The 12,162-nt window shown below is 72.3% G+C and carries 10 protein-coding genes; 9 read left to right on the forward strand and 1 reads right to left on the reverse strand.

Going from position 1 to position 12,162, the window contains the following annotated elements; genetic code table 11:
• Nucleotides 1-35: 35 nt before the first annotated feature.
• From AB0L65_RS60985 to AB0L65_RS60995, 3 genes are all read left to right on the forward strand, one after another.
• Nucleotides 36-950, forward strand: coding sequence for a sugar ABC transporter permease (locus AB0L65_RS60985; protein ID WP_364266664.1), 915 nt, complete (start codon nt 36-38; stop codon nt 948-950).
• A gap of 1 nt (nt 951) precedes the next feature.
• Nucleotides 952-1,842, forward strand: a complete 891-nt coding sequence (locus AB0L65_RS60990; RefSeq protein WP_364266583.1) for a carbohydrate ABC transporter permease — start codon at nt 952-954, stop codon at nt 1,840-1,842.
• 100 nt (nt 1,843-1,942) lie between these two features.
• Entirely contained in the window at nt 1,943-2,269 is a 327-nt protein-coding gene (locus tag AB0L65_RS60995) for a rhodanese-like domain-containing protein (protein WP_364266585.1), read from the forward strand.
• A 13-nt stretch (nt 2,270-2,282) separates the two neighbouring features.
• On the opposite strand, the gene AB0L65_RS61000 is transcribed toward AB0L65_RS60995, so the two are convergent.
• Nucleotides 2,283-3,005: an SDR family NAD(P)-dependent oxidoreductase gene (locus AB0L65_RS61000; protein WP_364266588.1), complete on the reverse strand. Its 723-nt coding sequence runs from the start codon at nt 3,003-3,005 to the stop codon at nt 2,283-2,285.
• Nucleotides 3,006-3,111: 106 nt separating this feature from the next.
• Between AB0L65_RS61000 and AB0L65_RS61005 the strand changes: the two genes are divergently transcribed.
• The 6 genes from AB0L65_RS61005 to AB0L65_RS61030 all read left to right on the forward strand — a co-directional run bounded on the left by AB0L65_RS61005 (nt 3,112) and on the right by AB0L65_RS61030 (nt 11,971).
• A complete protein-coding gene (locus AB0L65_RS61005) occupies nt 3,112-3,747 on the forward strand; it encodes a helix-turn-helix domain-containing protein (protein WP_364266591.1) in 636 nt (211 codons plus the stop codon).
• 165 nt (nt 3,748-3,912) lie between these two features.
• Complete coding sequence (locus AB0L65_RS61010) at nt 3,913-4,887, forward strand: pirin family protein (RefSeq protein WP_364266594.1); 975 nt, start codon at nt 3,913-3,915, stop codon at nt 4,885-4,887.
• A 2-nt stretch (nt 4,888-4,889) separates the two neighbouring features.
• Nucleotides 4,890-5,210 (forward strand): tetratricopeptide repeat protein, encoded by a 321-nt coding sequence (locus AB0L65_RS61015; protein WP_364266597.1) that lies wholly within the window; start codon nt 4,890-4,892, stop codon nt 5,208-5,210.
• Between the two features lie 131 nt (nt 5,211-5,341).
• On the forward strand, nt 5,342-7,477 hold the full coding sequence (locus AB0L65_RS61020; protein WP_364266600.1) for a transglycosylase domain-containing protein: 2,136 nt from the start codon (nt 5,342-5,344) through the stop codon (nt 7,475-7,477).
• Nucleotides 7,478-7,637: 160 nt separating this feature from the next.
• Nucleotides 7,638-11,153 carry a hypothetical protein gene (locus AB0L65_RS61025; RefSeq protein WP_364266603.1) on the forward strand — a complete coding sequence of 1,172 codons (3,516 nt, stop codon included), beginning with the start codon at nt 7,638-7,640 and terminating at the stop codon, nt 11,151-11,153.
• A 206-nt stretch (nt 11,154-11,359) separates the two neighbouring features.
• Complete coding sequence (locus AB0L65_RS61030) at nt 11,360-11,971, forward strand: DUF4232 domain-containing protein (protein ID WP_364266606.1); 612 nt, start codon at nt 11,360-11,362, stop codon at nt 11,969-11,971.
• Nucleotides 11,972-12,162: the final 191 nt, after the last annotated feature.

Raw genomic sequence — 12,162 nt, forward strand, 5'->3', positions numbered from 1 at the left:
CCCGGTCCATCGAGCCGCGGGCGGGGTGGAAGCGGATGCCCACCTCGCGGGCGGCCTCGATCTCGGCCGCCGTGCCCGGCGGCCAGGGGCGCGGCCTGGCCTGGCTGGCCGTACCGGCCCTGCTGTTCTTCGTCGGCTTCGGCGTCATCCCGCTCATCGGGGTCTTCGTGCTCAGCTTCACCGCCTGGGACGGGCTCGGCGAGATCCGTCCGGCGGGCTTCGACAGCTGGCGCGCCGTGCTCTCCGATCCCGGCCTGCCGCACGCGCTGTGGGTGACGTTCCTGGTCATCGCGATGTCGTGGGTGGTGCAGACACCGGCGAGCATCCTGCTCGGCACGTTCCTGGCCGGCTTCCAGCGCTACCGTGCGGTGCTCTCGGTGATCTACTTCATCCCGCTGCTGCTCAGCTCGGCCGCCATCGCGATCACCTACAAGGCGCTGCTCGACCCGAACTTCGGGCTCGGCGCCGGGCTGGGGATCCCGCTGCTCGTGCAGGACTGGCTCGGTGAGCCCGTCCTCGCCTTCAGCGTCGTGATCTTCGTGGTGTCGTGGCAGTTCATCCCGTTCCACTCGCTGATCTACCAGGGTGGCGTGCGCCAGATCCCGCGCTCGATGTACGAGGCCGCCGAGATCGACGGCGCCGGCCGGGTCCGCATGTTCTTCAGCATCACCCTGCCCCAGCTCAAGTACACGATCATCACGTCCTCGACGCTGATGGTCGTGGGGTCGCTGGTCTTCTTCGACCTCATCTTCGTGCTCACCGCCGGCGGCCCTGGGGACGCCACCCGGGTGCTCGCCCTGGAGATGTACAAGAGGGGCTTCCAGGCCAACCTGATGGGCCCGGCCAGCGCGATCGCCGTCATCCTGGTCCTGGTGGGCCTGGCGCTGGCGCTGCTGTTGCGCCGCCTCGGCGGCCGGGACGCGAGCCACAGTCAGCTGGAAGGTGCCTGACATGACGACGACCCTCGCGAAGAACACCTCGCAGGCGGCGGCGCGGCACTCCGCTCCCGGCCCCAAGAGGGTGACCCGCCGCCCCAACTGGCTGGGCGGCCTGGTCGCCTGGTTCTGGCTGGCGGTCGTGGTCGTGCCGATCTACTGGATCGTCATCACCAGCTTCAAGTCGCAGAGCAACTACTACGTCGAGAACCCCCTCGTGCCGCCGGCCGAACCCACGCTGGCCAATTATCAGATGGTCATCGAGTCTGACTTCATCCGATATTTCATGAACAGCGTCGTCGTCACGGTCGGCGCGGTCGCGCCCGCCGTGGCGGTGTCGTTCATGGCGGCGTACGCGATCGTCCGCAGCGGCAGGGGGCGGTTCCTGCGCTGGACCAACTCGGCGTTCCTCATGGGCCTGGCCATCCCCCACCAGGCCACGATCATCCCGATCTACCTGATCATCATCAAGCTCGGTCTCTACGACACGCCCATGGCGCTCATCCTGCCGTCGATCGCGTTCGCGATCCCGCTGTCGGTGCTGATCCTGTCGAACTTCATCAGGGACGTGCCCAAGGAGCTGTTCGAGTCGATGCGCCTCGACGGCGCCAGCGAGCTCGGCACGCTCTGGCACCTGGCGCTCCCCCTGACCAGGCCCGCCGTGGTGACGGTGACCATCTACAACGCCCTGACCATCTGGAACGGGTTCCTGCTGCCGCTGATCCTCACCCAGAGCCCCGAGCAGCGCACGCTGCCGCTGGCGCTGTGGACCTTCCAGGGCCAGTACAGCATCAACGTGCCCGCGGTGCTCGCCTCCGTCGTCCTGACCTCGGTCCCCATCCTCATCCTGTACGTGGTCGGCCGCCGCCAGCTGCTGGCCGGTCTGACCGCCGGATTCGGCAAGTAACGAGGAGCCGCCCGCCCCGGATTGCAAAATCGGACTGCGGTCCGGTAACGCCTTACCCGCGTAACCGGACCGCAGTCCGACTTATTCTGGAGGCAATGCCATGACCGCTCTGATCACCCGGGACGCCCTCGCGGCCGCCATCGAGGCGGGCACGGTGACCGTGGTCGATGCGCTCGGCGGCGCGTACTACGCCCAGCAGCATCTCCCCGGTGCCGTCCCCCTGGCCCCGGCCGACGTGGACGCCCAGGCATCCGCGCTGCTGCCCGACAAGAACGCCGCGATCATCACGTACTGCTCCAACCCGGCGTGCCCGAACAGCGGCCAGGTCGCCGGCCGGCTCACCGCGCTGGGCTACACCGACGTGCGCAAGTACCGCGAGGGGATCGAGGACTGGACGGCCGCGGGGCTGCCCGTCCAGTCGTCCTGACCGGTCCTTCCGCCTACCGGCCGAAGCTGCCCGCCAGCACCTCCACCCGGTCCCGCTTCGCGTACAGCCCCCAGAAGCCGTCCGCGAGGACGTCCGGGTGGATCACCTCCGGCTCGAACTCGAGCGGCACCGAGGACGAGGTGATCCCCCGGTGCGGCACGCTGCCCTCGATCAGCGCCCCCACGTTGACCGCCCCCACGTACACACCCTTGCCCGCGAGCTCGGTGTTGAGGGTGTGGAAGTAGTTGCGCAGCGCCGCCTGCGCCATGCCGGCGTTGCCCAGGCCCGGCGTCGGGTAGATCCCCGACTGCCCCGCGGTGAACAGGATCGCGCCGTCGCCCCGCTCGACCATGTCGGGCAGCACCTGCCGCACCAGGGCGACCGCCGAGAGCACGAACCGATCCAGGATCACCCGCGCGTTCTCGACGTCCACGTCGAGCGTCGCCGCGATCCCCTCCCCCATGTTCCCGCCGCCGGGGCTGAACTCGGCGACGTCGATCCGCCCGTACGCCTCCTTGATGGCGGCGACCGCGGCGGCGAGCCGGCCGCGCTCGTAGACGTCGGCGGTGAATCCGGCCGCCTCGATGCCGTCGCGGGCGAGTTCGGCGACGAGGTGGTCGAGGTTCGCCCTGGTCCGGGCGACGAGCGCGATCCGGAAGCCCTCGCGCCCGAAGCGGCGGGCGAGGGACAGGCCCATGACGGGGCCGGCGCCGAAGATGGCGAGAGTTCTGGGCATGACTGCTCCTTAATGCATTCAGCTAAGTTGACTGCACTCCCAAGTTCTGTGCCGGAAGCATACGCACAAGTTGGGAGTGTTCTCAACTTCGCCTACGATCGACCGCATGCCGACCTCCGCCAGACCGCTCAGAAGAGACGCGCAACGCAACCGCGACCTGCTGGTGACGGCCGCAAGAGAGCTGTTCGCCGCCCGCGGGCTGGACGTCCCCCTCGACGAGATCGCCCGTACGGCCGGGGTGAGCAGCGGCACCCTCTACAACCACTTCCCGAGCCGCGACGACCTCGTCGACGCCGTCTTCAGCGACCGCACCGCCACCGTGGTGCGGATCTCGGAGCACGCCCTGTCGCTGCCGGACGCGTGGAGCGGGCTGGTGCACTTCCTGGAGCGAGTGTGCGAGCTGCAGGCCGCCGACCGCGGCTACAACGACCTCGTCTCGCGCCGGGGCCCGCAGCCCACCCCGGCCGGCGACCCGGCACTCGGCTACGCGATGATGTCGCGGATCATCGAGCGCGCGCACGAGGCCGGGGTGCTGCGACCCGACTGCACGCTGGAGGACATGGTGTTCGTGACGTGGGGCATCGCCCGCACGGTCGAGGCCACCACCGCCGTCCGGCCCGAGGTGTGGCGGCGGCATCTGGCGCTGATCCTCGACGGGTTCCGCGCCCCGGCGGCGCATCCGCTGCCGGAGCCGCCCCTGCGGCCCGACGAGCTGATGCGCATCATGCGAGAGTTCTGCTGACCGTCGCCCTGACGCCAGGTGACGCCCGCCTGCGGCCCGACATTCCCACCGGGAACGACGACGGCAGATCGCATGGCTCCAAGGTACGCGCGGCCGGGAATGCCCGGCGGCACCCATGCGTTGTGGCGAGCAACCGATTGAAGTTTCAACCAAAGAGGAGGGGTCATGCCCGCCATCACCGCTGACACCCTGGCCCTGCCCCGCGTCGCCACGCCCGACCCGGCCACCGTCACGCGGCGGCCCGTGAAGTCGGTGACGACCGCGCCCAGCGGGTTCGAGGGCGAGGGGTTCCCGGTACGGCGCGCCTTCGCCGGCGTGCCGCAGTCCGCGCTGGACCCGTTCATCCACATGGACCAGATGGGCGAGGTCGAGTACGCGCCCGGCGAGCCCAAGGGCACCCCCTGGCACCCGCACCGCGGCTTCGAGACCGTCACCTACATCATCGACGGCATCTTCGAGCACCAGGACTCCAACGGCGGCGGCGGCACGATCACCGACGGCGACACCCAGTGGATGACCGCGGGCTCGGGCCTGCTGCACATCGAGAAGCCGCCGGAGCACCTGGTGGTCTCGGGCGGGCTGTTCCACGGCGTCCAGCTGTGGGTCAACCTGCCCAAGGCGCACAAGTTCCACCTGCCCCGCTACCAGGACATCCGCGGTCGCCAGGCGGCGCTGCTCTCCTCGGCCGACGGCGGCGCGCTGCTGCGGGTGATCGCCGGCGAGCTGGACGGCCACGCCGGTCCGGGCGTCACGTTCACCCCGATCACGATGGTGCACGCCACGGTGAGCCCCGGCGCCCGGCTGGAGGTGCCGTGGAACCCCGCCTACAACGCCCTGGCCTACGTGCTGGCCGGACACGGCTACGCCGGGGACGAGCGCACGCCGGTGCGCAAGGGACAGCTGGTCGTCTTCGGCCAGGGCGGGGCGATCACCGTCGCCGCCGACCCGGCCCAGCCGCAGGCGGAGCCGAACCTGGAGGTGCTGCTGCTCGGCGGGCAGCCGATCCGCGAGCCGGTCGTCCAGTACGGCCCCTTCGTGATGAACAACCGCGCCGAGATCCTTCAGGCGATGGAGGACTACCAGGCCGGCCGCCTGGGCGTCATCCCCGCCGAGCGCCTTCCGCACACCGGACAGGAGTGAACATGCCGATCGAGAAGCTGGCCGAGGAGTACAAGCGCGGGCGCCGGTTCTTCGACTCGCAGGACTACATCGGGGCCGCCCGCATCCTGGCCCAGGTGGTGGCCGCGGCGCCGGACAGCCTCGCGGCCCGGCTGCTGCTGGCCCGCGCCTACTACCACTCGGCCCAGCTGGGCCGGGCCGAGGCCGAGCTCCGGCTGGTGCTGGAGCGCGACCCGGCGGAGGGGTACGCCTGCCTGCTCCTCGGCCGTACGCTGCAGCGCCAGAACAGGCCGAAGGACGCCGAGCCGTACCTGCGCATGCATGCCGCGATGACCGGCGAGTGACCTGCGCGACGCTGAGCGCCGCCGTCCCCGGACGGTGGCGCTCCGGCCTGCAGTGATATCCATTCGAATATCGACAATCAAGGCATATCAGTCTTGGACAGCGCGAACGGCTCTGTGCTGTCATGACGCCCATGTCCCCTTCGAGCCCCCTGTGGAGCCTTGCCCGCCTGACCGGAGCGGCCGTGGCCGCCGGCACGGTGGTCGCCGCGATCGCGCTGCCCACCGTGGGCGGCACAGGCTCCCTGTTCGTCTCGGCCACCGAGATGCTTGATCTCAAGCCCGCCCAGCTCGAAGAGCCGCCCCTGGCCCAGACCTCCGTCGTGTACGACGCCGAGGGCGACCGCATCGCCCAGTTCTACGCCGAGAACCGCAAGGAAGTGCGGCTGGACCAGATCGCGGACGTGATGAAGACGGCGATCGTCGCCATCGAGGACTACCGCTTCTACGAGCACGGCGCGCTCGACCTGGAGGGCACCGCCCGGGCCCTGGCCAAGAACCTCAGCTCGGGCGGCATCGCCCAGGGCGGCTCGTCGATCACCCAGCAGTACGTCAAGCAGGTCCTGCTGAACTCGGCCGACACCGAGGAGGGCAAGAACAAGGCGCTGGAGGCCAGCTACGCGCGCAAGCTCAAGGAGCTGCGGTACGCGATGGGCGTCGAGGAGAAGTACTCCAAGGACGAGATTCTCCGCCGATATCTGAACATCGCCTATTTCGGCGCGGGCGCCAACGGCGTGGAGGCGGCGGCGCGGCGCTTCTTCGGCGTCTCGGCCGCCGACCTCAACCTGACCCAGGCGGCGACCCTGGCCGGCGCCGTCCAGAACCCCAACAGGACCGACCCCGGGCTCGGCAAGCAACCCCGCAAGCTGCTGCTGGAGCGCCGGAACGTGGTGCTGGACCGGATGGCGCAACTCGGCCGGATCACACCGGATCAGGCGGCGCGCGCCAAGGCGGCGAAACTCGGCTACAAGGGCGTCGAGGCTCCCAACGGCTGCCAGGCCGGCCGCTACCCCTACTTCTGCGAATACGTACGTCATGAGCTGCTCACCAGCCCCGCCTTCGGCAGGACCGAGCGGGCCAGGAAGCAGCGTTTCGCCCGCGGCGGCCTGAAGATCTACACGACCCTGGACCCGAAGGCGCAGCGGGCGGCGGAGACGGCGATCAGGAAGCACGTGTTCGCCTCGGACCGCCCCGTCGCCGCCGAGGCGCTGGTCAAGCCGGGCACCGGCGAGATCAAGGCGATGGCGGCCAGCCGCCCCTACGGCCGTTCGGCCAAGCGGAACGAGATCTCCTACAACCCGGTGGCGGACAAGCGGCACGGCGGGTTGATCGGCTTCCAGGCGGGCTCGACGTTCAAGACGTTCACGCTGATCACGGCGCTGGCGCAGGGCATGAAGATCGACGACGGGATCAGCGTGACCAACGCCTACACCGCCCCCGGCTACGCCTCGTTCAAGAACTGCAAGGGCCAGAACATGGGCATCCCGTCCTGGACGGTCACCAATGACGAGGGTTCGCCCGGTTTCAAGACGCTCGCGACCGGTACGTGGGGGTCCGTGAACACGTTCTTCATGGCGCTGGAGCAGCGGGTCGGCCTGTGCGAGACGGTGCAGACGGCCAAGTCGCTGGGCATCAGGCGGGCGGACGGGGGGCCGCTGCAGGAGTACGAGACGTTCACGCTCGGGATCAACGAGATGGACCCGGTGACCGTGGCCACCGCGTACGCGGCCGTCGCGGCCCGCGGCACGTACTGCGCGCCCATGGTCATCACCAAGGTGACGGAGGCGAGCACGGGCCAGGCGACCTCGTACGAGCCGTCGTGCCGCAAGGCGCTCGACCCGGAGGTGGCCGACGCGACCGCGCACGTCCTGTCCGGCGTGTTCACCAAGGGCACGATGCGCGGGGTCGGCGGCATCGGCCGCCCGGCGGCGGGCAAGACGGGCACCACGGACGGGTACGCCACGGCCTGGTTCGCCGGGTTCACCCCCGACCTGGCGGGCGCGGTCAGCGTCGGCGACCCGCGCGGCTCCCAGCGCTACAAGCTGACCGGCGTCACGATCGGCGGCCGCACCTTCGGCGCGGTGGCGGGCGCCTCGGTGCCCGGGCCGATCTGGAAGGACACCATGATGGCGGCGCTGAAGGACGTGCCGGCCGCGGACTTCACCCCGGTGAACACGGCCCGCTTCGGCGGCTGCGGCCAGAGCTGCGCACCCGCCCGCGAAGACCGCCCGGACCCGGCCCAGGACCAGCTCGCGGACATCGAGGGCTGACCCCGTTCCGACCGCCGTCTCCTGCGAAAGGGCCGGCGTCCGAGTTGCCGGCACACACCACCGTGCTCAGGAGGTTCGCCGGCCGGGGTTGCGCGGCGAGGCGATGATCGGCCAGTATCGTCGGCATGACTTGTGGAAAGGGCGGTCTCCGCCCGGCCCGTTGAGGCCCATCGAGCCGGCCGAGGAGCCGGCCCTCGACATCTCCGCCGATGCCTTGCTGGCGCGTTTCGCGCCTCTGCCGTACCCGCGGCGCATGCGGGCGCTGGCGCTCCACGCCCGCCGGCTGGCCGGCACCTCCCAGTTGCGCGTTCTCCTGGACGAGCTGTCCGCGCGGGATCGGTACGCCCGGCGTACGGCGCTGCACGTGGCCATGGCGGCCCGCGACCTCGACCATGTCCGGGAGGTTCTCGCCGGGCCGGACATGGGGCTGCGGCGCGCGGCGCTGCGTGCGGTGCGGACCCTGCCCGTGCCGGATCCGGCGGTGGCCGCGGCGTTCGAGGACGCCCCTGCCGAGCTGCGGTTCGCGCTGTATCGCACGCTGGCGCTCGGTCGCCGGCACGCGCTGGCCGAAGCGCTCCTGCCGGACGTCAACGCACGGTGGGGGCCGCGTGAGGCGGCGGCGCTGCTGCCGGCCTGCGGTGCCGAGACCGTCGCGCGATGGCTGCCGGACGTCGCCCACGCGGTGACGTCCTGGACGGCGCTGGCCAAACGGCATCCGGGCGCGATCATGGCGGTGGCCGAGCAGGAGCTGGCGGGTGGCGTTCATGCGTGGAGCTGGTGGCGCCGCCGCGGGGCGGGCGTGATGCTCGCGGCCCTGGCCGAGCCGGCCCGCATGCTGGCTCTGCTGGAACGGCCCGATCTGCGCCACAGCCTCCGCGGCCTGCCAGCCGCGGTCGTGAACGCGCTGTTCAGGGTGGATGCCGCGCGAGCCGGGAAGTTGTTCGCCGACCCCGTGGCGACCGGCTGGGAGGGACCGGCGAAAGCGGTGCTCCGCCACCTGCGGTCGGGCTCGGACGCGGAGATCCTGCGTCTGGCCTCGTCCGAACACCGGCTCGACCCGGTGCTGCCCTCGCTGCCGCCCGCCCGCCGGGCCGCGATCTTCGAGGCGGTCGCCGCGCGGAGGGGCGGTTCCACCGGGCTGTGGGCGATGCGGTTGCTCAGATGGCTGCCTCCGGAGTCGGCGGCGGCCGAGGCGAGGCGCATGCTGGCCTGGCACGAGTCGGTGTGGCACTCGCCCCGTTCTCGCCTGGACAATCCGGATATTCCGCTGAAGCTCACCTCCTACCTGCCCTACGAGGAGGCCGTCGGCCCGCTGCGCGAGGCCGCCGTGGCCGGGGACCCGCGGCGGCGCGGGCTGGCCAGGACGCTGCTGATCCAGTGCACGGCCCGGACCCGGGACCGGGCGGCGCTCCACGCGCTCCTGGCCGACCTGGCCCTGCGCACCGCCAACGAACAGGACCCGCTCCGCCGGGATCTGCTGGCCGCTCTGGGGGACGTCCCGCCCGCGCTGCTCGACGACTCCTGCGCGGGGACGCTGGAGCGCATCGCCGCGGACGCCGTCGAGGCCCCGGACTCCTCCCCCGCCACCCAGGACGAGCTGCGGAGCCTGGCCGGCCGGGTCCTGCGGCACCACGACCCGGCGACCGCGCCGGCGCTGACGGCGTGGGCGCTGGGCACGTACGGGAGGCTCGTGGCGCGGCACGGCGCGAGCGGCCTGCCCGGTCGGGAGCCCCGGCCGTCCCCCGTCCGCCGCCGCCACCGCGCCCGCGGCCCGGTCGCGGAGTCGCACCGCCTGGACCGGGTGCTGCGTGCGGGGCAGGAGCACGACCTGCTGGCGGTGCTGCGTCCGCACCTTCGTGCCGCACGCGAGCGGGAGGACTTCACCCTGGCCGTGGCCCTCGCCCACGTGCTCGGCCGCCGTTCATGGGCGCTCGCGGAACTCCAGGACGACCTGCGCGCCGCCATCCGCACGGCGCCGGAGCCGCTCGCCCGCGAGGCTGTCGGCTTGTGGCTGAACCGTCCTCATCGCCGCCTGCGGAAGACTCGTGCCGCAGCCGCCTCTGGGGTGCAAACGCCGGAGCGGTCGAGTGGCCCCGGGATCGCGCGGGAGGAGCGGGTGCTCTGGCTTGTGCGGGAGGACGCGTCCGCCGTGACGCTGCCCGCCGTCTGGCGGACCGTGGCCCGGCGTCGTACCGACCTCCTCCTCCCCCTCCTGGACGGCCACCGCAGCGGCCGTTTCGCGGACCCCGCGTGGGTGCCGCGGGTCGACGGCGGCGACGCCGGACGGTGGACGCCCGCCCAGCGCGAAAGGGTCCGCGCCGAGCTCACCGCCGCCGTCCACGACGAAGGGCTGCCCATCGCCGCGTGGCTGGCCGCCGTCCAGGCGACCGGCCGGATCGGCGGCGGGCTGGACCTCCTCGCCGCATGGGCGGACCGGGAGGAGACGATGCTGGCCGAAGCCGCCGTCACGGCCATGGCGCACGCCGGCGAGCCCGCCCGCGCGGTGCCTGTGCTCGTGGGCCACGCCGGCGGGTCGGCCTCCCGCGTCGCGGTGGCCGCGCTGGCCCGCTGCTGCCGTTCGACGCCTCCGTCCCTGCTCGGGCCGCTGCTGGAGGAGGCGCTGACCGCTCCCGGCAGCAAGGTGACGCTGCGCAAGCTGGCCGCCCGCCAGCTGGGCCGCAACCGCCCGCCCGGCGCGGTGGACGTGCTGCTGCGGGCGTGGGCGGACCCGGGGCTGCACCGGGACGTACGGGTCGCCGTCGCCTCGGTGCTGCGTACGATCCCCGAGGACCCGCGGACCCTGGACGCGCTCGGCGACGCCGCCGGCCGGCACGCCGGCGAGCCGATGCTGCGCACGCTCTTCCAGGCCGACCCGATGGAGTACGCCTCTGCCGCCCGCCCCCGGTACGCGGACCTGGTACGGCGCCTCCTCATGGCCGCCGACCTGCCCGGGGTGAGTTTCCGCGGGTCGAAGGCGTTCGCCGTGTGGGCGCACTGGTACCGGGGCGGCTTCGACGAGATCATCGAGGCCGTGGCCGATCCGGGGACGACCGGGGAGGGGATGGCGGTGTTCCTGGGGCTGCTGCGGGCCGGGGCGATCCGGTCCCAGGCGCTGGACGTCCTGGCCAGGCTGGCCGCCGCCGTACCCGGGGAGGACCTGCGGACACCGGCCAGGCAACGCGTGGACACCATCGCCCGGAGACTGGCCGCGCCCTTGGAGGAGGAGGCGGAGCCGTGGCGGCGGCGGCTCGCCCGGGACGCCATGGACGTGCTCGCCTCCCAGCCCCTCCTGCTGCCCCAGGTGGCCGAGCTCGGTGTGGCCCTGCTCCCCAGGGAAACGGACGGGGACGAACTCGCCGATGCCCTGTGCGCCCTGGCCGACCTGCTCGCGGACCGGCCGGTGCTCGCATCCCGGACGGCCGGCCAGGCCGTCTCGGAGCTGTTCGGCGAGTACGGACGGCGGCCGCCGCCGCTGCCGATCGCGGTCGCGCTGCCCGCGGCCCGGCGTCTGGCCGGCCGCGGTGACCTGTCCGGCGGCCTGTTCGCGCTCATGCTCACCCAGTCGGGAGGGCAGCGCACCGAGTGGGCGGCCCCGTGGCGGGAACTCCTCCGTGACCTGCGCGCCTCCCCGCACCTGGAGGTACGTCAGGAAGCCTGGGACACCTCCGTGGACTGACTCCGGACAACCGGATGGCCCGCGTCCTCGTCCTCGGGGTTGTCACCGACTTCCCCGAGGCGGACCTGGTCGCCGTCCCTTTCTCCCACGCCGAAGTCCGAGCGCATCCGGGCGAACCTGGGCGGCGACGCGCTGATGGGGCGCGCAGGAGGCCCGGCGCCGCCCGGACGACCGCGGCATCGGGTTTCCACGGCAGAATGATGCCGATGATCGTCCCGCCCGCCGCGCGCGTCTGCGTCGTCGTCGCCGCCCTGATCTGCCTCGCCGGCTGCGGCGCGCAGGCTCCCGGCGCCGGGGCCGCGCCGGCTCGTCCCACGGTGACGGGTCTCCCGCCCGGCCACCCCCTGACCCAGCAGCCGCCGACGGTGTGGTCCCCGCCCCCGACCCCGTCCTGCGCCGGCTCGGGACTGCTCCTGTATGCCGAACCGCCCGATGCCGCGATGGGGCTGCGCGTCCAGACCGTGACGCTCACCAACTGCGGCGACACGGCGCGGCAGGTCGAGGGCTATCCGCGCGTCCGGCTCCTGGACGAGGACGGCGAGCCGCTGAAGGTGGAGATCGACCGGGGCGCCCGGCGGGTCACCACCGCGATCAAGGATCCCGGGCCGAAGGCGGTGACCGTACGGCCGGGCCGATCGGCCGCCTTCACCCTGGCGTGGCGCAACACCTACGGCGGCACCACCCGTCCGCCCGCGGTCGGCGCCACGCTCGTCGTCACCACCGGCTCCGGCAGGGAGCGCGTGAGCGGCCTTTTCGACCTCGGCTCCACGGAGCTCCTGGGCGTCACCGCCTGGAAGCCGGTCCCGGTCAAGCGATGAGCCCGGCCATGGGCACTGCCGGTGAGAGGTGACCCTCCCTGTAATCCGATCTGATGATCGACCCGCACGAATGCGGCGATGGCGAGGCGACCCTACGGGCCTGATCACGGCCCCGAGCCGTCCCGAGAGCGACGACGCTTCCGCTCCTTCGCCGGACGCGTCCTGAACTCCTGAGCCGCGCGGCGACCGTC

This window comes from Nonomuraea sp. NPDC052116 (assembly GCF_040680035.1).
In the GTDB taxonomy this organism is placed as follows: Bacteria; Actinomycetota; Actinomycetes; order Streptosporangiales; family Streptosporangiaceae; genus Nonomuraea; species Nonomuraea angiospora_A.